16 protein-coding genes and 2 pseudogenes are annotated in these 19,041 nt (G+C 71.6%); 9 read left to right on the top strand and 9 right to left on the bottom strand.

Annotated elements, in window-relative coordinates:
- Positions 1–116: 116 nt before the first annotated feature.
- The 7 genes and pseudogenes from QUE38_RS10860 to QUE38_RS10830 all read right to left on the bottom strand — a co-directional run bounded on the left by QUE38_RS10860 (position 117) and on the right by QUE38_RS10830 (position 7,015).
- Positions 117–1,421, bottom strand: a complete 1,305-nt coding sequence (locus QUE38_RS10860) for an ABC transporter substrate-binding protein (RefSeq protein WP_286308184.1) — start codon at positions 1,419–1,421, stop codon at positions 117–119.
- Positions 1,422–1,513: 92 nt separating this feature from the next.
- Positions 1,514–2,449, bottom strand: a complete 936-nt coding sequence (locus tag QUE38_RS10855; protein WP_286308181.1) for a carbohydrate ABC transporter permease — start codon at positions 2,447–2,449, stop codon at positions 1,514–1,516.
- Positions 2,436–3,383, bottom strand: coding sequence for a carbohydrate ABC transporter permease (locus tag QUE38_RS10850; protein WP_433996899.1), 948 nt, complete (start codon positions 3,381–3,383; stop codon positions 2,436–2,438). The genes QUE38_RS10855 and QUE38_RS10850 overlap by 14 nt, the downstream gene beginning before the upstream one ends.
- A 399-nt stretch (positions 3,384–3,782) precedes the next feature.
- Entirely contained in the window at positions 3,783–4,175 is a 393-nt protein-coding gene (gene rplL / locus QUE38_RS10845) for a 50S ribosomal protein L7/L12 (RefSeq protein ID WP_286308179.1), read from the bottom strand.
- Between the two features lie 46 nt (positions 4,176–4,221).
- Positions 4,222–4,736 (bottom strand): annotated as a pseudogene (rplJ, locus tag QUE38_RS10840) (50S ribosomal protein L10).
- Positions 4,737–5,016: 280 nt separating this feature from the next.
- Positions 5,017–5,460 (bottom strand): MarR family winged helix-turn-helix transcriptional regulator, encoded by a 444-nt coding sequence (locus QUE38_RS10835; RefSeq protein WP_286308177.1) that lies wholly within the window; start codon positions 5,458–5,460, stop codon positions 5,017–5,019.
- A gap of 10 nt (positions 5,461–5,470) precedes the next feature.
- Positions 5,471–7,015 (bottom strand): MDR family MFS transporter, encoded by a 1,545-nt coding sequence (locus QUE38_RS10830; protein ID WP_286311782.1) that lies wholly within the window; start codon positions 7,013–7,015, stop codon positions 5,471–5,473.
- 257 nt (positions 7,016–7,272) lie between these two features.
- On the opposite strand from QUE38_RS10830, the gene QUE38_RS10825 reads away from it, so the two are divergent.
- The 9 genes from QUE38_RS10825 to QUE38_RS10785 all read left to right on the top strand — a co-directional run bounded on the left by QUE38_RS10825 (position 7,273) and on the right by QUE38_RS10785 (position 16,744).
- Complete coding sequence (locus tag QUE38_RS10825; RefSeq protein WP_286308175.1) at positions 7,273–8,382, top strand: polyprenyl synthetase family protein; 1,110 nt, start codon at positions 7,273–7,275, stop codon at positions 8,380–8,382.
- A gap of 70 nt (positions 8,383–8,452) precedes the next feature.
- Positions 8,453–9,643 (top strand): inositol-3-phosphate synthase, encoded by a 1,191-nt coding sequence (locus tag QUE38_RS10820; RefSeq protein ID WP_286308173.1) that lies wholly within the window; start codon positions 8,453–8,455, stop codon positions 9,641–9,643.
- Positions 9,640–10,551, top strand: coding sequence for an SCO3242 family prenyltransferase (locus QUE38_RS10815; RefSeq protein WP_286308171.1), 912 nt, complete (start codon positions 9,640–9,642; stop codon positions 10,549–10,551). The genes QUE38_RS10820 and QUE38_RS10815 overlap by 4 nt, the downstream gene beginning before the upstream one ends.
- On the top strand, positions 10,548–12,041 hold the full coding sequence (locus QUE38_RS10810; RefSeq protein WP_286308168.1) for an EboA domain-containing protein: 1,494 nt from the start codon (positions 10,548–10,550) through the stop codon (positions 12,039–12,041). Before QUE38_RS10815 ends, QUE38_RS10810 begins: the two co-directional genes overlap by 4 nt.
- Positions 12,038–12,913 (top strand): TatD family hydrolase, encoded by an 876-nt coding sequence (locus QUE38_RS10805; RefSeq protein WP_286308166.1) that lies wholly within the window; start codon positions 12,038–12,040, stop codon positions 12,911–12,913. The genes QUE38_RS10810 and QUE38_RS10805 overlap by 4 nt, the downstream gene beginning before the upstream one ends.
- Positions 12,913–14,061 (top strand): metabolite traffic protein EboE, encoded by a 1,149-nt coding sequence (gene eboE / locus QUE38_RS10800; protein WP_286308163.1) that lies wholly within the window; start codon positions 12,913–12,915, stop codon positions 14,059–14,061. The genes QUE38_RS10805 and eboE overlap by 1 nt, the downstream gene beginning before the upstream one ends.
- Positions 14,058–14,756, top strand: coding sequence for an alkaline phosphatase family protein (locus QUE38_RS10795; protein ID WP_286308161.1), 699 nt, complete (start codon positions 14,058–14,060; stop codon positions 14,754–14,756). The genes eboE and QUE38_RS10795 overlap by 4 nt, the downstream gene beginning before the upstream one ends.
- Positions 14,753–15,454, top strand: coding sequence for an alkaline phosphatase family protein (locus QUE38_RS10790; RefSeq protein WP_286308157.1), 702 nt, complete (start codon positions 14,753–14,755; stop codon positions 15,452–15,454). Before QUE38_RS10795 ends, QUE38_RS10790 begins: the two co-directional genes overlap by 4 nt.
- Positions 15,455–15,571: 117 nt before the next feature.
- Positions 15,572–16,744 carry an ROK family transcriptional regulator gene (locus tag QUE38_RS10785; protein ID WP_286311780.1) on the top strand — a complete coding sequence of 391 codons (1,173 nt, stop codon included), beginning with the start codon at positions 15,572–15,574 and terminating at the stop codon, positions 16,742–16,744.
- A gap of 36 nt (positions 16,745–16,780) precedes the next feature.
- On the opposite strand, the gene QUE38_RS10780 is transcribed toward QUE38_RS10785, so the two are convergent.
- The gene (locus QUE38_RS10780; protein ID WP_286308155.1) at positions 16,781–17,785 is read right to left on the bottom strand and encodes a sugar phosphate isomerase/epimerase family protein; all 1,005 of its coding nucleotides are present in this window, start codon (positions 17,783–17,785) and stop codon (positions 16,781–16,783) included.
- A 29-nt stretch (positions 17,786–17,814) separates the two neighbouring features.
- Positions 17,815–18,977, bottom strand: a pseudogene (locus QUE38_RS10775) (Gfo/Idh/MocA family protein).
- Positions 18,978–19,041 lie beyond the last annotated feature (64 nt).

Below are 19,041 nucleotides of genomic sequence, written 5' to 3'. Positions count from 1 at the left end.
TAGTGCCGGGGAGCCCGGTGGGGGCCGCACGGGGCGGCGATCCGAGCCGGAGCGGCTGCCGCGAACGGACAAGGCGGCAGCCGCTCCGAGACGGCCGGGGCCGTCTTCAGGGGAGGTCACATCGCGTCGTCGAGTGCGCGCTGCAGCTCCTCGATGAAGGCGTCGGCCGCCTCCTCGGGGGTGAGCTCGCCGAACAGCACCTTCTGCGTGTTCTGGTCGATGATGTCCTCGATCGCGCCGCCGCCCGGAGGGGTGGCGGGCGGCGCGTCGCCGACCTCCGGTCCGAGTGCGTCGAGGAACTCGACGACCGACTTGTTCACGTCGTCCAGCTGCGGGGTGACGTAGGCGCGGATGACCTCGTTGGCGGGCACGCCGCGCTCGGTGAGCAGCAGGTCCGCGGCGTCCTCGCTGTTGGCGAGGAAGTCGAGGAAGAGCGCGACCTCTGCCGGGTGCTCGGTCTTCGACGAGGCCGACCAGAACATCGACGGCTTGTAGTAGGGCGAGCCGTCGGCCGAGCCCGGCACGCGCAGGGCCACGAGGTTCTGGCCGCTCGCGTCGCGCAGCGCCTGCACCTGGTTCGACCACCACGGGCCGAAGGCCGACTCGTTGGTCGCGGTGAACGACTCGGCGAGACCGCCGGCCTCGCGCTCGATGGTCGCCGACGGGTCGGGCAGTGCGCCCGCGTCGGTCGAGTCGAGCAGGAACTGCCACCACGAGGCCAGGTCCTCCGGGGTCGCGGCGATGCCGCCGTCGGCCGAGTAGAGGTCGCTGCCCTGCTGGCGCAGCCAGTTCTTGAGGCCGCCGTCCTCGAAGCCCCACGACTGCGAGCCGACGACCGCGCCGCCGCTGGCGTCGCTGACCGCCTGGGCGGTGGCGATGAAGTCGTCCCAGGTCCAGGTGGTGTCGTCGGGCAGCTCGACGCCGTACTCGTCGAGCAGGTCGAGGTTCGCCATGTAGGTGTACGAGTTGATGCCGACCGGGATGCCGTACTGCGTGCCCTCGAGCGCGCCGGTGCCGAGCACCGCGGCGGGGAAGTCGCCCGTGTCGAGCGCCTCGAGCGACCCGAGGTCGAGCAGCACGCCGTTGGCGGCGTAGGTGGAGAGCTGCTTCTCGTCCATCTGGATGATGTCGGGGATGTCGCCCGCGGCGACCGACGTCGACAGCTTGTCCCAGTATCCCGACCAGTCGGTGTACTGCGGCTCGACCGTGATGTTCGGGTTCTGCTCCTCGAACACCTCGATCAGCTGCTCGGTGATCTCGTGGCGGGTGTCGTTGCCCCACCAGGTGAAGGTGAGGGTGACCGGCTCGTCGGAGAGCTCCTGCTCCCCCGAGCCGCCGCCGGCGCAGGCGGTGAGGGCGAGCGTCGCTGCTGCCCCCAGGGCCGCCGCGGCAACGGTGGTGCGGCGTGTGATGCCTCGCATGTGATGCGTCCTTTCGGTGTGTGCGGTTGGTGTGGTGCGGGTGGAACGCCGGGCGGGTCCAGGCGCCCGGCCGTCGCGACCGGCGTGGCCGGTCACTTGATCCCCGTCGTCGCGATGCCCTTGATCAGGAATCGCTGGCCGAAGAGGAAGATCAGGAAGATGGGCAGCAGCGCGACGACGCTCATGGCGAACATCTCGCCGAAGTTCGTCGCGCTGTCGGCGTCGACGAACGCACGCAGCGCGAGCGGCACCGTGTAGAGGTCGGGCTTCGTCAGGTAGATGAGCTGGCTGAAGAAGTCGTTCCAGGTCCAGATGAAGGTGAAGATCGCCGCGGTCGCCAGGGCCGGCACCATGAGCGGCATGATCACCTGCAGGTAGATGCGGAAGTGCCCGGCCCCGTCGATGCGCGCGGCCTCGTCGAGCTCGCGCGGGATGCCGCGGATGAACTGCACCATCAGGAAGATGAAGAACGCGTCGGTCGCGAGCAGCTTCGGCACGATCAGCGGCAGGAACGTGTTGACCCAGCCGACCTGGGAGAACATCACGTACTGCGGCACGATGATCACGTGGATCGGCAGCATGATCGACACGAGCATGATCGCGAACCACAGGCGCTTGGCCGTGAACTCGAGCCTGGCGAACGCGTACGCCGCCAGCGAGCACGAGACCAGGTTGCCGACGATGCATCCGAGCACCACCAGCCCCGAGTTCAGCAGGTACACGTTGAACGGGTACGACAGCGCGTTCCAGCCGTCGACGTAGTTCGACACCTCGAAGCTGTCGAGGATGATGCCCGGCTCGCGGAAGATCACCTCGGTCGGCCGGAGCGAGCTCACGACCATCCAGATCACCGGGTAGAGCATGAGCACGGCCGCGGCGATGAGCACCGCGTGGCGCAGCAGGCTGAGCAGCGGCTTCCGGAACACCCGGCGGCGGCGCCGGGCCTCCCGCACGTCGTCTGCGGGCAGTGCCGTCACGACCGACTCGGTCAGCGGCTCGGGATCGGTCACGGTGTCAGTCCTGGTCATCGTAGAAGACCCAATACTTCGAGGCCCAGAAGTTGAGCGCGGTGAATGCGGCGATGATGACCAGCAGCAGCCAGGCCATCGCGGACGCGTACCCCATGTCGAGGTTCGCGAAGCCGCGGTCGTAGAGGTAGAGCGTGTAGAACAGCGTCGAGTCGATCGGGCCGCCCGTGCCGCCGGAGACGATGTACGCCTGCGTGAACGACTGGAACGCGCCGATGATCTGGAGGATCAGGTTGAAGAAGATGATCGGCGTGAGCATCGGCATCGTGATGCGCCAGAACTGCTGCCACTTCCCCGCGCCGTCGACCGACGCGGCTTCGTAGTACATGACCGGGATCTGCCGGAGGCCGGCGAGGAAGATGACCATCGGCGAGCCGAAGGTCCAGACGTTCAGGATCATGAGCGTGCCGAGCGCGGTGTCGGGGCTCGAGATCCAGCCCTGGCCCTCGATGCCGAAGAAGGCGAGCACCTGGTTGACCAGGCCGTCGACGCCGAAGATCTGGCGCCAGAGCATCGCGATCGCGACGCTCGCGCCGAGCAGCGACGGCAGGTAGAACGCCGAGCGGTAGAACGACAGGCCGCGCAGGCCCCGGTCGAGCACGACCGCGAGCAGCAGCGCGAGCGCGAGCTGCAGCGGCACCGAGATGAACACGTACTGGAACGTGACCTCGATCGACTTGTGCAGCCGGCCGTCCTCGAGCATGCGCACGATGTTGTCGATGCCGTTGAACCGCGGCGGGCTCAGCAGGTTGTAGCGCGTGAACGAGAGCACGAGCGACGCGACCATCGGCCCGATGGTGATGAGGAAGAGGCCGAGGAACCACGGCGCGAGGAACAGGAACGCTGCCTTGTTCTGCTTCTTCCCGCGGGGCGCTGCCGGCGCGGGGCCGTCGCCCGTGCGCTTCATGCGCCGGAGCTCGCCGAGGGCGCTCATGCGCGCACCCCCGGTCGATGCCCCGAGGGCGGTTCGAGCCGGACGGCCGAGCCGTCCGGGGTGGTGCTGATGCCAACTTCGGCCTCCGATCATCTTCGTCGATCATCGGTGAGAAAGCGCTATCTCACTTGATGCACATTTCTAACAGCGGCGGATGCCTCGCGCAAGCGCTTTCCCAGAATTCATGCGGGCTCGTGACCCATTCGTGACCGAGAAATGGCTTTCTGAGAATGTGCTGAGGAAGCGCTCTCCGACGGGTGTCGACGACACGCCGGAGGGTCGTGGGCCCGACCACGGCGGGCCTGCACGGCCCCGGAGACGCGAACGAGGGCGCCGCCTCCGGACGAATCCGGAAGCGACGCCCTCGGCGTCGTGCGAGCCCCCTGGTGGGGGCGCGTACTACTTGAGCGTGACGGTGGCGCCGGCGCCCTCGAGGGCCTCCTTGGCCTTCTCCGCGGTCTCCTTGTTGGCAGCCTCGAGGACCGCCTTGGGGGCACCGTCGACGACGGCCTTGGCCTCGCCGAGGCCGAGCGAGGTGAGCTCGCGGACGACCTTGATGACCTGGATCTTCTTGTCGCCGGCAGCCTCGAGGATGACGTCGAACTCGTCCTTCTCCTCCTCGGCGGCGGCGTCGCCACCACCGGCGGCCGGAGCACCGGCAGCGGCAACGGCGACGGGGGCGGCGGCGGTGACCTCGAAGGTCTCCTCGAACGCCTTGACGAACTCCGAGAGCTCGATGAGGGTCAGGCCCTTGAACTGCTCGAGCAGCTCCTCAGTGGACAGCTTTGCCATTTCTAATCTCCTTTGTTGGTGTACTCACCGCATGCGAGGCTCGCGCCTACGCTGCGGACTCCTGCTTCTGACGCAGCGCGTCGACCGTGCGAACGGCCTGCGACAGCGGTGCGTTGAACAGATATGCGGCTCCGAACAGCGAGGCCTTGAAGGCGCCGGCGAGCTTGCCGAGCAGCACTTCGCGGGACTCGAGGTCGGCGAGCTTGCCTACCTCTTCGGCGGTCAGGGGCTTGCCATCGAAATAGCCGCCCTTGACCACGAGGAGGGGTTCGCCTTGGCGAATTCACGCAGCGACTTCGCGACGGCGACCGGGTCACCGTGCACGAACGCGATCGCCGACGGACCCTGGAGGTCGTCGTCGAACGCGGTGATCCCGGCCTTGTTGGCCGCGATCTTGGTCAGCGTGTTCTTCACCACGGCGTAGCTCGCGTCCTCACGAATGGCGTTGCGCAGCTCCTTGAGCTGGGCAACCGTGAGGCCGCGGTATTCAGTCAGCAGAACGGCGGTCGAACCCTCGAACTTCTCCGTGAGTTCGGCAACCGAGGCTTCCTTGTTCGCCATGGCCACTCCTTATGTCTTCTTCGCACCCCACGGGCTGTGTGATGCGGCTTCCGACCTGCGGCGCACATGAGAAAAGCTCCGGCGCAAGCGCACGGAGCTGGAGATTCGGGATGATTCCCGGAAGTCGTATTCGTGTCACCTGCGTGGGCCCGTGCTTCGCACTGCTTCGATCGACTCGCGTTTCCGCGCGCCGACGACCGACGGTCTTTGGCTCAGGCAATGCTAACGGATGCCCCGTGCTGCACCAAATCGACGGCCGGCGCAGCCCCGGGGCATCCGCTCACCCCTCGTTCATGCGGGCGAGCAGCTCGGCGAACCGCTCCACGTCGCCCTCGGGCCACTCGGCGAGGCGCGCCCGCAGGCGAGACTGCGTGCCCGATCGCACCTCCTGCACGCGCTCGACGCCGACGGACGTCGCGACCAGCAGACGGGCGCGCGCGTCGTGCTCGTCGACCCGGCTCTCGACGAGCCCGAGATCGGCGAGGATGCGCACCTGCCGGCTCACCACCGACTTGTCGGTCGCGAGCTGGTCGGCGAGCGCGCCGGCGTGAGCCGGTCCGCCGCGCACGAGCGCGCTGAGCAGCTTGTAGCCGACGGGCTGCAGGTCGGGGTGCACGCTCGCGGCCTGCTCCTTCCAGAGCACGCGCACGCGGTTGAACAGCACCCCGAGCTGGGTCTCGACGGCGCCGAGGGCGCGCTCGAGTTCGGGAGTGTCGGCGGTCATGGTCGGCATCCTATTCGCCCGGCCTCGCGGCCTCCGCCTCGGCGGTCAGGCGCTCGGCGGCGGTGACCGTCTGGAGCGGCTTGTTCGGCAGGAAGCAGATCGCGATGAGGCTGACCACGGCGAGCGGCACGGCGATGAGGAACACCTCGGCCACGCCGAGCCCGTAGGCGGACTCGACGACGGTGCGCACCGGACCCGGGAGCTCGGCGAGGTCGGGGATGCCGCCGTCGGCGAGCGACTGCGCACCGGCGAGCTGCTCCGGGTCGAGGCCCGCGAGCCCGTCGCGAACGAGGTCGGCGACGCGCGAGCCGAGCACGGCACCCATGACCGCGACGCCCGCGGTGCCGCCGAGGCTGCGGAAGAACGCGACCCCCGAGCTCGCGACGCCGAGCTGGGCCGCCGGGGTGTCGTTCTGCACGACCAGCACGAGGTTCTGCATGACCATGCCGAGGCCCGCCCCGAGCACGAACATGAACAGCGCTACGAACCCGTACGGGGTGTCGTAGTGCAGCGTGCTCATGAGCAGGAGGCCGGCGATCGCGAGCACCGAGCCCGTGACCATGTAGCGCTTCCACTTCCCGTACCGGCTGATCAGCTGGCCCGCGACGATCGACGAGCCCATCTGGCCGATGATCAGCGGAATGGTCAGCAGGCCCGACTCGGTCGGCGTCGCCCCGCGGGCGAGCTGCATGTACTGGGCGATGAAGATGGTCGTGCCGAACATCGCGACGCCCACCGAGAGGCTCGCGACGACGGAGAGCGCGTAGGTGCGGTTCCGGAAGAGCGAGAGCGGCACGATCGGCTCCTCGACGACGAGCTCGACGACGACCGCTGCCACCAGCGCGAGCACGGCGCCGCCGATCATCACGAACGACTCGACGGAGTTCCAATCGAACTGGCTGCCGCCGAGGGTCACCCAGACGAGCAGGAGGCTGACACCGGTCGCGATGAGCACCGCGCCGAGGTAGTCGACCTTCACCTTCCGCTTCGGGCGGGCGGGCAGGTGCAGCGTCGCCTGGATGAGCACGATCGCGGCGATCGCGAACGGGAGCGCGATGAAGAAGTTCGCCCGCCAGCCGATGCCGTCGGTCACGAGGCCGCCGATGAGCGGACCGCCGATGGTCGCGACCGCCATGACCGAGCCGATCAGCCCCATCCACCGGCCGCGCTCGCGGGGCGAGATGATGTCGGCGATCACGATCTGCACGAGCGCCATGAGGCCGCCTGCGCCGAGGCCCTGGATGACGCGGAAGCCGATGAGCATCGACGCGTCCTGCGCGAACCCGCCGAGCACCGACCCGAGCACGAACAGGCCGAGCGCGAGCTGCACGAGCAGCTTGCGGTTCACCAGGTCGGCGAACTTGCCCCAGATCGGCGTCGTGACCGTGGTCGCGAGCAGCGCGGCGGTCACCACCCAGGTGTAGCTCGACTGGTCGCCGCCGAGGTCGGAGATGATGCGCGGCAGCGAGGTCGACACGACCGTGCCGGAGAGGATCGCGACGAACATGCCGAGGATGAGCCCCGAGATGGCGTTGAGCGTGGCGCGGCGCGACATGGGTGCGTGCGCGGTGTCCGGGACGACCGGCGTGGATGCGGTGACGGTCACGTGACCCCTTCCTGAAAGTTGATGACGGTCAACCATATGGCGATGGTTGACCGATGTCAACTTCTTCTCTCGGGTTCCGCCGAGTGACACGCAAGTTCTGATTGATTGACAGTTGACTTTCGCCAGACGTAATCTTTGGAACACGGCGACCGGATGCCTCGGGCGAACGGATGCCACGCAGACCACGTGACTGTCGACGAGGACAGGTGAGACATGACCGGCGCTTCCCCTACGGCTCGGCGGTCGCCTCCGCGACCTTCGCCGACGCCGTCGACGAGGCGCTCCCGGAGGCGCGCGACGCCGTCGCCCGGCACTGGGCCGGGGCACGAGCGCGCTCCGCCGCGGGCGGTGCACCCATCGCCCGGCTGCTCCGGGACGCCGCCGACGCCTCCGCCGCGGGCAAGTACCTCCGCCCGCGCCTGCTCGCGGCGGGGTACCTCGGCTTCGGCGGCAGCGATCACGCCTGCCTCGCCGGACTCGCGGCGGCCGTGCAGGTGCTCCACTCGGGGCTCTGCACCCACGACGACCTCATCGACGGCGACCGCGTGCGCCACGGTGCACCGAACGCCATCGGGCGTGCCGAGCGGGACGCCGCGGCAGCGGGCCTCGGCGAGACGTCTGCTCGACGCCACGGGCTCACCGCCGGCGTCCTGGCCGGCGACCTCGCCATCGCCGGCGCGCTCGGGCTGCTCGCCGACCTGCCCGTGGGAGCGGAGTTGCGGGCGCGGCTGGTGCTCGAGGCCGTTCGAGCCATCGAGCTCACGGTCGCCGGCGAGTTGCTCGACGTGCACGGCGACGATCCGGGCACGGAGACGCCCGACCCGCTGCGCACCGCACGGCTCAAGACGGCCGTGTACAGCTTCCGCCTCCCGCTGCGACTCGGCGCACTCGCCGCCGGCACCGCGGACTCCGGCGCCCTCGACGCGCTCGACCGCGTCGGCGACGGGCTCGGCGTGGCCTACCAGCTCGCCGACGACGACCTCGGGCTCTTCGGCGCCCCGGAGGACACCGGCAAGCCCGCAGGCAGCGACGTCGCCGACGGCACGCGCACGCTGCTCGTGCACCTCGCGCTCGAGCGGGCCGACCGCGCCGACCGCGCACGACTGATCGCCGCGCTGGGCGACCCGCGCGCGAGTTCGCCGGGCATCGCCGAGGTGCGCGCGATCGTGACGCGCACCGGCGCGCGCGACGCCGCCCGCGAGACCGCACGGCGCGAGGCCGAGCGGGCCGCCGAGACCGCCGAGCGCGAACTGCCCGGCCCCCTGGGCGAGTACCTCTCCCGGGCCGCCCGATCACTGATCCGACGAGACCGATGAACGACCACGAGGAGCACGCCATGCAGATCGATCCACCCGCACACGACGCCGCCCCCGCACCGACGCCCCGGTGGGCCGGGTCGGCATGTGGTGCATCGGCGCCCGCGGCTCGGTCGCCACGACCGCCGCCATCGGCGTGCACGCCATCGGACGCGGCCTCGCCGGGCCGGTCGGCTGCGTCACCGCCGGCCCCGCCTTCGCCGAGGCGCCGCTCGCGGAGATCGGGGACATCGTGGTCGGCGGACACGACGTGGCATCCGTGCCGCTGCTCGACCGCGCGCGGCAGCTCGCGGCGTCGGGCATGGTGCCGACGCACCTCGTCGAGGCGGTCGCCGAGGACCTCGCGTCCGACGAGCGCGAGCTCCGCCCCGGCTACGTGGCCGGGCTGGGCGAATCGCAGGGGGCCGCGCTCGATCGGCTGACCGACGACATCCGCTCCTTCCGGGAGCGCAACCGGCTCGACCACGTCGTCGTCGTCGACGTCTCGTCGACCGAGCCGCTGCCGGCCGACGACCCCGCGCACCACGACGAGCGGGTGCTCGCCGAACGACTCGCCGACCCCTCGTCCGCCGCGCTCCCCGCGAGTTCGCTCGCCGCCCTCGCCGCAATCGAGTCGGGCAGCGCCTTCGCCGGGTTCACGCCGTCGGCGGGCATCGGCCTGCCCGTCGTGCGCGCCCGCGCCGAGCACCGCGGCACGTGCTTCGCCGGCTGCGACGGCAAGACCGGCGAGACCCTGCTGCGCACCGTGCTCGGCCCGATGTTCGTCGACCGCGGCATGCGCGTGCTGTCCTGGGCCGGGGCGAACCTCCTCGGGGGCGGCGACGGGGCGACCCTGGCCGATGCCGATGCCGTGCGGAGCAAGCTCGCGTCGAAGACCCGCGGGCTGCGCAGCATCGTCGGCGACGGCGTGGTGGCACCGCTGCACATCGACAACGTGCCCGACCTCGGCGACGTCAAGACCGCGTGGGACCACGTGCACGCCGAGGGATTCCTCAACTCGCGCATCACGCTGCAGACCACCTGGAGCGCGTACGACTCGATGCTCGCGGCGCCGCTCGTGATCGACCTCGTGCGCCTGCTCGCACTCGCGGAGGCGGCCGGGCGTGCAGGGGCGATCAGCGAGCTCGGCTACTTCTTCAAGGATCCGATCGACTCCGACGAGCACGCGTTCCACGCCCAGTCGGCGGCACTGCACCGGTTCGCGACGGCGGCCGCCAACGGCGTGCGGGCGACCGAGGCGATCGCGGGCGTGGAGCGGTGAGTCCCGGCGTCGTGCTCGAACTCGTGCGCGCGCCGGCCGCGCTCACGGTGGTCGGCGACGCCGTCGTCGGCATGCGGCACCTGGCACCCGAGCAGCGCGCGCAGCGACGCCGGCGGCTGCTCCCCGCGGCATCCGTCGCCCTCTACTCGGCGGGCATGGCGCTGAACGACGTCGCCGACCGCCGCCTCGACGCGGTCGAACGACCCGAACGGCCGATCCCGTCGGGCCGCATCGGCGTGCGGGCCGCGACCCTCGTCGCGGCGGCCCTCGCGGCGGGCGGCGTGGTGCTCGCGGGAATTGGCGGCGGCCGCAGGTCGGGCGCAGTGGCCGGATGCCTCGTCGGCGCGATCGCCGCCTACGACCTCGTCGCCAAGCAGACGTCGGCGGGCCCCTTCGTGATGGCCGCGTGCCGGGGGCTCGACGTGATGATGGGGGCGGCGGCATCTCCGCGGGCGATTCCCGCCGCCGTCGTCGTCGCCGCGCACACGCTGGGCGTGACCGTGCTCTCACGCGGCGAGGTCCACGGCGGCACCCCGGGTGCGGCGCGTGCCGCGATCGCGGCGACCGGCACGGCGGCGATCGGCGCAGTCGCCGGGAACGCAACCGCGGTCGCGAGCGAGGCGCGGTCGGATGCCCCGTGCGACCGGGCTGCGAGCTCCCTCGCGGCGACGCTCGGGGGCGTGGCCGCATACCTGGCGGCGGCGCTGCCCGGTCAGTTGCGGGCCGCGCACGAGCCGACCGCGGCCGTCGTGCGCAGTGCGACCCGCGCCTCGCTCACGGCAGTGGTGCCGTTGCAGGCGACCCTCGCCGCGCGTGCCGGAGCAACGGGAGCCGCCGCAGCTCTGCTCGGCGTCGCCGGCGTGCTCGGAGCACTCACCCGGCGCCGCACCGGCGGTGACGTGACATGAGCACGACGACCCGCCTCGAGGGCGCCCCGTTCGTCGTCGGCTACGGCACGAACGGATTCGGCGACCATCCGCTCGACGACGCGCTCGACGTGCTCGACGCGCTCGGCTACCGCGCGCTCGCGCTCACGCTCGGGCACCCGCACCTCGATCCGTTCGCCGACGACGCGCGCGACCGCGCCCGCGAGCTCCGGCTCCGCCTCGACGACATGGGCTGGCGGGTCGTCATCGAGACCGGCGGGAGGTACACGCTCGACCCCTTCCGCAAGCATCGACCCAACCTGCTCGACCCCGACGGAGCCGCCCGGGTGGAGCTGCTGGAGCGTGCGATCGACCTGGCCGGCGTGCTGCGCGCCGATGCGGTCTCGTTCTGGTCGGGCACCCTCCCCCGCGGCACCGAGACCGACGAGGCGCTCGACCGCCTCGTCACCCGCGTGGGCGGGCTGGCGGCCACCGCGGCGAGCGCCGGCGTCGCGCTCGCGCTCGAACCGGAGCCCGGCATGCTCGTCGAGACCGTGGCCGACGCCCTCGCGGTGCGCGCCGCCGCGGGCGACCCCGCTGCGTTGCGGCTCACGGTCGACCTCGGCCACTGCGTCGCGGTCGAACCCGGCGGCGTGGTCGGCGCGCTCGGCGAGGCCGGCGGACTGCTCGCGAACGTCCAGGTCGACGACATGCGGTCCGGCGTGCACGAGCACCTCGAGTTCGGGGACGGCGAGCTCGACCTCTCCGCTGCGCTCGGCACCCTCTCCGCGGCCGGCTACACGGGCATCGCGGCCGTCGAGCTCCCCGGCACGGCCACGACGCGCCCGGCGCCGCAGCCCGCAGCATCCGAGCCATCCGGGCCGCCTGGGAGGCAGCATGAACGACTGGTTCCGCACCGCACTCGCCGCCGTGGCGATCGAGCCCGAGCGCATCGCCGAGTTCTCGCCGGCGTGCGGGCGCATGGTGGGCCGCGGCGCACTCGACCCCGAGCACGACCCCGGGGGCTGCGGCTCGGCACCGTCGACGACGAGGCCCGCGCGGCACTGCTGCGCACGGCCGTCGCCTCGGCATCGCCCGATCGAGGCGCGGCGATCGTGCGCGACCTCTACGACCACGGCGACACGGCCGAGCGCCGCGGCGTGCTCCGCGGGCTGAACACGCTCGACGAGCCGACCCCGCCGGTGGTCGCCGCCGGCCTCGCAGCGGTCCACGAGTCGCTGCGCGCGAACGACCCCGGGCTCGTCGCCGCCGCGATGGGGCCCTTCGGCGCCGACCACCTCGACCCGCACGCCTGGCGGCACGGCGTGCTGAAGCTCCTCTTCATGGGCGTGCCGATCGACGCGGTCGACGCCCTCGACGCACGCAGCGACGACGAGCTGGTCCGCATGGCCACCGCGCTCGTCGCGGAACGGCGCTCGGCGGGCCGCGAGGTGAGCGCCGACATGCTCCGCGTCGCCGGCGCGGCACCGTCCGCGCCACCGCAGACCACGATCCGGGAGGACGCACGATGAGGATCTTCGACCCGCACATCCACATGACCAGCCGCACCACGGCCGACTACGCGGCCATGCGCGACGCCGGGGTGCGCGCCCTGGTCGAGCCGTCGTTCTGGCTCGGCCAGCCGCGCACCAACGTCGGCAGCTTCACCGACTACTTCGACGCGCTCATCGGCTGGGAGCGCTACCGCGCGGCGCAGTACGGCATCCGCCACCACTGCACGATCGGGCTGAACCCGAAGGAGGCGAACGACCCGCGCTGCCGCGAGGTCATGCGGGTGCTGCCGCGCTACCTCGCGAAGGACGGCGTCGTGGCCGTCGGCGAGACCGGGTACGACTCGATGACGGCTGCCGAGGAGGAGGTCTTCGCCGAGCACCTCGAGCTGGCGATGCGGTTCGACCTGCCGGTGCTCGTGCACACCCCGCACCGCGACAAGCTCGCCGGAACCAGGCGCACGCTCGACGTGGTCCGCGAGTCCGGCATCCGCCCCGAGCTGGTCGTGCTCGACCACCTGAACGAGATCACGGTGGAGGAGGTCGTCGACTCGGGCTGCTGGATGGCGTTCTCCATCTACCCCGACACGAAGATGGACGAGCGTCGCCTGGTCGACGTGCTGCGGCGGCACGGCACAACCCGGATGCTCGTCGACTCGGCCGCCGACTGGGGACACTCCGATCCGCTCACGACGGTCTCGTCGGCGCACGCGATGCGGGCGGCGGGCTTCTCCGACGACGACGTCGACCGGGTGCTCTGGCGCAACCCGGTCGCGTTCTACGGACAGAGCGGGCGGCTGGTGCTCGACGAGGCGGATGGCCCCGACGGCGACGCCGTGCACGGGTCCGACGAGTTCGCCGGCAACTCGATCCGTCGCGGGGTGCCCGCCTGATGGACCTCTCCTACTGCACCAACGTGCACCCGGCCGAGACACTCGACGGCGTGATCGCGCAGTTGCACCGCTATGCCGGCCCGATCCGTCGCCGTGCCGGCCTCGCTCGGCTCGGCGTGGGCCTCTGGCTGCCGGCTGCGCTCGCCCGCGAGCTCGCGACCGACGAGCACGCCCGTGGGCGCCTCCGGGATGCGCTCGACGCCGAGTCGCTGGAGGTGCGCACGCTGAACGCGTTCCCCTACGCCGCCTTCCACGCCGACGTCGTCAAGCACGACGTCTACCGGCCCGACTGGACCACCGCGGAACGCGAGCGCTACACGCTCGACTGCGCCGCGGTGCTCGCCGACCTGCTGCCCGAGGGCGCGACCGGCAGCATCTCCACCCTGCCGCTGGGCTGGCGCGAGCCGTGGGGCCCCGAGCAGGACCGCCTCGCCATGGACGCGCTGACCCGCGTGAGTCGCGTGCTCGGTGGCATCCGCTCGGAGCTCGGCCGGACCATCCGGCTCGCGATCGAGCCGGAGCCCGGGTGCGTGCTCGACGACGTCGGCGACATCGCCCGCTGGCTCGGCCCGCGGGTCGGCCACGGCGGCATCGACGCCGAGCACGTCGGCGTCTGCCTCGACACCTGCCACCTCGCGGTGTCGTTCGCCGACCCCGCTCGTGCGGTCGACGAGGTGCTCGACGCCGGTCTCCGCGTCGTGAAGGTGCAGGCCTCCGCGGCGCTCCACGCCGACGATCCCGCCGACCCCGCGACCGCCGACGCGCTCGGTGCGTTCGCCGAGCCGCGCTACCTGCACCAGACCCGGCTGCGCGCTCCGGGCGGCGAGGTGGTGCGCGCCGACGACCTCGACCTCGCTCTGTCGGAACTGCCGCGCACGGGGCCGTGGCGCACCCACTTCCACATGCCCCTGCACCACCCTGCGCCCGCCCCGCTCGCCACGACCACCGACGTGCTCGAGGCGGCGTACCGCGCCGTGCTCGCCGGCCCCGGCGGCGGCGACGACGTGCAGCTCGACGTCGAGACCTACACCTGGAGCGTGCTCGACGTCGGCGATGACGACCTGATCGCGGGCGTCGCCGGGGAGCTCGCCTGGGTGCGGCGGCACCTGCTCGGGGCGTCCGACCTGCCCGGCGAGGCCGTCGCATGAGCCGCACGCTGCTGCTCGACGTCGTCGGCCTGACCCCGCGCACGCTGGCGCACATGCCGCGGCTGCGCGCGCTGGGCGACGCCGGCGCGACCGCGTCCCTGCGCACCGTGCTGCCCGCGGTCACGTGCAGCGTGCAGTCGACCATGCTCACCGGCACGGCACCCGCCGAGCACGGCATCGTGGGCAACGGCTGGTACTTCCGCGACCTCGGCGAGGTGCTGCTCTGGCGCCAGCACAACCGGCTCGTCGCGGGCGAGAAGGTCTGGGAGACCGCGCGGCGGCACCGCCCCGGCTTCTCGGCGGCGAACATCTGCTGGTGGTACGCGATGGGCGCGTCGACCGACCTCACGATCACGCCGCGGCCCGTGTACCACGCCGACGGTCGCAAGTCGCCCGACGCCTACGTGCGCCCCGCCGCGCTGCACGACCGCCTGGAACGCCGACTGGGGCCGTTCCCCCTGTTCCAGTACTGGGGCCCCGGGGCATCCCTCGCCTCGACGCAGTGGATCGTGGACGCCACCCGGCTGGTGCTCGACGAGCGCTCCGACGACCTCGTGATGACGTACCTGCCGCACCTCGACTACGACCTGCAGCGGTTCGGACCCGCGTCGGCCGAGGCGGACCGCGCGGCGGCAGACCTCGACGCGGCGCTCGCCCCCTGCTCGACCAGGCGGTCGCCGAGGGTACGACCGTGATCGCGGTCTCCGAGTACGGCATCACACGGGCCGACCACCCGGTCGACGTCAACCGCGCCCTGCGCCGCGCCGGACTCCTCGCGGTGCACGAGCAGCGCGGTCGCGAGCTGCTCGACCCGACGACCTCGCGCGCGTTCGCGGTCGCCGATCACCAGGTCGCCCACGTCTACGTCGCCGACCCGGCCGACGTGCCCCGCACCCGTGCGGTGCTCGCCGAGCTGGACGGCGTCGACGAGGTGCTCGACCGAGACGCGCAGGCGCGGTACGGGCTCTCCCACGAACGCTCCGGCGAACTGGTGGCGGTCGCACGCCCCGGCGCCTGGTTCACCTATTACTACTGGCTCGACGACGCTAGGGCCCCGGAATTCGCACGCGGGGTCGACATCCACCGTAAGCCGGGCTACGACCCCGCCGAGCTGTTCCTCGACCCGGCCGATCGGTTCGCGCGCCTGCGGGCCGGCGCGGGATTGGCGCGCAAGGCACTCGGCTTCCGCTACACGATGGACGTCGTGCCACTCGACCCGTCGTGGGTGCGCGGTACCCATGGCCGCCTGCCCGACGGCCGAGCGGATGCCCCGATGGTGCTCTCTTCCGACCCCGGCCTCGCGACGCTCGAGCGCGGCGACGACGAACTGCCCGCGGCATCCGTGCGCGACCTCGTGCTCGACGCCGCAGGTATCACGGCGGTTCGCCGATGACCCGCGGAATGGGGTGCCGCTTGCGCCAACAGGAGAGCGCTCTTCGAACGAGATTCGTGGGATACTGAGAACGTGACCGACGTAAGTGCAGGACCGAGCGAGACCGATGTCACCGGAATCGGCTCGACGGTCACGAGCGACCTCTTCCAGATTCTCCGCGACGGGCGCGCACGGACGCGCACCGAACTCGCCGCCATGACCGGCCTCGCCCGGTCGACGGTGGCGCTGCGCATCGAGACGCTCATGGAGCTCGGGCTCGTCGGTTCGGTCGGCGACGCCGTCTCGACGGGCGGCCGCCCGTCGAGCCAGTTCGCGATCACCGCGAGCGAGCGCGTCGTGCTCGGCGTCGATGTCGGCGCCACGCACGTGCGCATCGCGGTGAGCACGCTCACCGGGACCGTCCTCGGCGAGCGGCACGAACGCATCCCCGTCGCCGACGGTCCGGAGGCCGTGCTCGGCTGGATCGCCACCGAAGCGCAGTCTCTGCTGACCGATGTGGGCCGCTCCATGGGCGATCTGCTGGCGGTCGGCATCGGCCTTCCCGGCCCCGTCGAGCACGAGACCGGCCGACCGATCAACCCGCCCATCATGCCGGGGTGGGACCGCTTCGACGTGCCCGGCTGGTTCGAGGGCGTCTTCGACGTGCCCGTGCTGGTCGACAACGACGTCAACATCATGGCGCTCGGCGAGCGCGAGCGCTCGTGGCCCGAGGTCGACCACCTGCTGTTCGTGAAGGTCGCCACGGGCATCGGCTCCGGCGTCATCGCCGGCGGCGTGCTGCAGCGCGGCGCGCAGGGCACGGCCGGCGACATCGGGCACGTCTACGTGGCGCGCGGCGCCGAGATCCCGTGCTCGTGCGGCAATCGCGGATGCCTCGAGGCACTCGCTTCGGGCGCTGCGATCGCGCGCGCGCTGCGCGCCTCGGGGCTCGACCCGAACTCCAGCCAGGACGTCGTCGACCTCGTCAAGCGCGGCAACATCGACGCCATCCAGGCCGTGCGCCAGGCCGGCCGCGACGTCGGCGAGGTGCTGACCACCTGCGTGAGCCTCATCAACCCGTCGGTGATCGTCATCGGCGGCAGCCTCGCGCAGGCCGGCGAACACCTCATCGCGGGTGTGCGCGAGGTCGTCTACACCCGGTCGATGCCGTTGGCCACCGAGCACCTCCAGATCGCGCAGTCGCGGGTGGGGGCGGATGCCGCGGTCATCGGCGCGTGCGTGCTCGCGATCCACTACGCGCTGTCGCCGGCGAACATCGAGTCGATGGTCGCGGCGGGCGCGTCGCGCTGAGGCGGACGCGCCCGCCGCGGGCGGGCTCGGAGCTCGTCAGTCGGAGGTGCTGAACGCGGCGTCGAACGCTGCGTCGGGAGCGTCGAACGCGAGGCCGCGCACGAACTCGAGCGCCTCCGGTGCGCCGCGGAGCCGGTCCATGCCGGCGTCCTCCCACTCGATGGAGATCGGCCCCTGGTAGCCGATCGTGTTGAGCATGCGGAACGCATCCTCCCAGGGCACGTCGCCATGCCCGGTGGAGATGAAGTCCCAGCCACGGCGCGGGTCGGCCCACGCGAGGTGCGAGCCGAGCCGGCCGTTGCGGCCGTTGCGCCCGCGCAGCTTCGTGTCCTTGCAGTCGACGTGGTAGATGCGGTCCTGGAAGTCCCAGAGGAAGCTGACCGGGTCGATGTCCTGCCAGACCATGTGGCTCGGGTCCCAGTTCAGGCCGAACGCCTCGCGATGCCCGATCGCCTCGAGCGTGCGCACCGTCGTCCAGTAGTCGTACGCGATCTCGCTCGGGTGCACCTCGTGGGCGAACCGCACTCCGACCTCGTCGAACACGTCGAGGATCGGGTTCCAGCGGTCGGCGAAGTCCTGGTAGCCCGCATCGACCATGGCCTGCGAGGCCGGCGGGAACATCGCGACGTACTTCCAGATCGACGAGCCGGTGAAGCCGACGACCGTGTCGACGCCGAGCTTGGCCGCGAGCCGCGCCGTGTGCTGCATCTCCTCGGCGGCGCGCTGCCGCACGCCCTCGGGCTCGCCATCACCCCATACCCGGTTGGAGAGGATGTCGCGGTGCCGCGCGTCGATCGGGTCGTCGCACACCGCCTGCCCCTTGAGGTGGTTCGAGATCGCCCACACCTTCAGGCCGTAGCGGTCGAGCAGCGCCAGGCGATCGGCGATGTAGGCGTCGTCGTTCCAGCGCCACGGGTCGAGGTGGTCGCCCCAGCAGGCGATCTCGAGCCCGTCGTAGCCCCACCCTGAGGCGAGTCGGGCGACCTCCTCGAGCGGCAGGTCGGCCCACTGCCCGGTGAACAGCGTGATCGGTCGTGTCACGGATTCCTCCTTCTCTCGCGGACGCGAGGTCACTCGACCCCGGTCCAGAGTCCACGCGCCGCCGAGCTGCGCTCGACCGCGCCGAGCACGCGCTGCACCTGGTAGCCGTCGGCGAACGACGGCCGCGGCTGCTCACCCGCGGCGATCGCCTCGACCAGGTCCTTGGCCTGGTGCGCGAAGCCATGCTCGTATCCCAGCATGTGGCCCGCGGGCCACCACGCCGACATGTATGGATGCTGCGGCTCGGTCACGATCACCTTCGTGAAGCCGCGCCGGTCGGCGTCGGCCGACCCGTCGTACACCTGCAGCGCGTTCAGGTCCTCGAAGTCGAACGCCACGGCGCCGTCGGAACCCGAGATCTCGAGCCGGAGTGCGTTCTTGCGACCGGTCGACATGCGCGAGGCCATGAACGACCCGAGCGCGCCGCCGCTCAGCCTCCCTGAGAAGTGCGCCACGTCGTCGACGGTCACCTCCCCCTGCCGTCGCCGACGGTCGCCGACAGCCCGGTCGAGCCCGCGGCGATGGGTCGCTCGCGGATCACGGTCTCGGTCGTGCCGGACACCTCCACCAGGCGCTGGCCGCTGACGAACTGCGCGAGGTCGATCGCGTGGGCGCCGATGTCGCCCAGCGCGCCGGAGCCCGCGAGGTCCTTCTTGAGACGCCATGTGAGGGGCGCGTCCTCGTCGACGAGCCAGTCCTGCAGGTACTCGGCACGGAACGAGCGGATGCGCCCGATGCGGCCCGAGGCGACGAGCTCGCGGGCCAGCGCGATCGCGGGCACACGACGGTACGTGAACCCGACCATGGCGAGCACTCCGCTCGCAGCGGCACGCTCGGCCGCCTCGGCCATCTCCGCAGCCTGCTCGACGGTGTTGGCGAGCGGCTTCTCGCACAGCACGTGCTTGCCGGCCCGCAGCGCCGCGGTCGCGATCTCGGCGTGCGAGTCGCCGGGCGTCACCACGTCGATGACGTCGATGTCGTCCCGCTCGAGCACGGCTCTCCAGTCGCCCGAGGCCTCCTTCCAGCCCCACTTGCGCGCGGCCGCAGCCGCCTTGCCCTCGTCGCGTCCGACGACCACCGCCATCTCGACGTCCGCCGGGAGGTCGAAGAACCTCGGCGCGACGCGCCAGCCCTGCGAGTGGGCGGCGCCCATGAAGCCGGTGCCGATCATCGCGACCCGGAGTGTGCTCATCTCTTTCCCCAGACTCCCCGGGCGTTTCGTCTCGTACCCGGGACGGTCGAGGACGCCGAGGCGT

Source organism: Agromyces mangrovi (assembly GCF_030296695.1).
GTDB classification, from domain to species: domain Bacteria; phylum Actinomycetota; class Actinomycetes; order Actinomycetales; family Microbacteriaceae; genus Agromyces; species Agromyces mangrovi.
Note: the sequence above shows the minus strand (reverse complement) of the source record. Positions and strands in the feature narration are given on the sequence as shown.